General features: G+C 67.2%; 1 protein-coding gene. It reads left to right on the forward strand.

Annotation, left to right across the window (positions count from 1 at the left end):
• The coding region (locus NS220_RS18990; protein WP_153004393.1) for an aminotransferase class III-fold pyridoxal phosphate-dependent enzyme at window positions 1–537 on the forward strand (537 nt) is incomplete at both ends.

Below are 537 nucleotides of genomic sequence, written 5' to 3' on the forward strand. Positions count from 1 at the left end.
CTTCTCCACCGGCGGCGGGGAGGCGGTCGAGACGGCCTTCAAGCTCGCCAAGCAGTACTGGAAGACGCAAGGCAAGCCCACCAAGCACAAGGTCATCTCGCGCGCGATCGCCTATCACGGCACGACGCAGGGCGCCCTGGCGATCACCGGGCTGCCCGTGATGAAGCACATGTTCGAACCCGTCACCCCGGGCGGTTTCCGCGTACCGAACACGAACTACTACCGGGCCGAGGAGTCGGGCTTCGGGGGTGGTACGCCCGAGGAGTTCGGGCTGTGGGCCGCCGACCGCATCGAGCAGATGATCCAGTTCGAGGGACCCGAGACGGTCGCCGCGGTGTTCCTGGAGCCGGTGCAGAACGCGGGCGGATGTTTCCCCGCCCCGGCCGGCTACTTCCAGCGCGTGCGCGAGATCTGCGACAAGTACGACGTGCTGCTGGTCTCCGACGAGGTCATCTGCGCGTTCGGCCGCCTGGGGCACTACTTCGGCGCCTCGGCCTACGACTACCAGCCCGACATGATCACCTTCGCCAAGGCCGT

This window comes from Microbacterium testaceum (assembly GCF_001476655.1).
Taxonomy (GTDB): domain Bacteria; phylum Actinomycetota; class Actinomycetes; order Actinomycetales; family Microbacteriaceae; genus Microbacterium; species Microbacterium testaceum_C.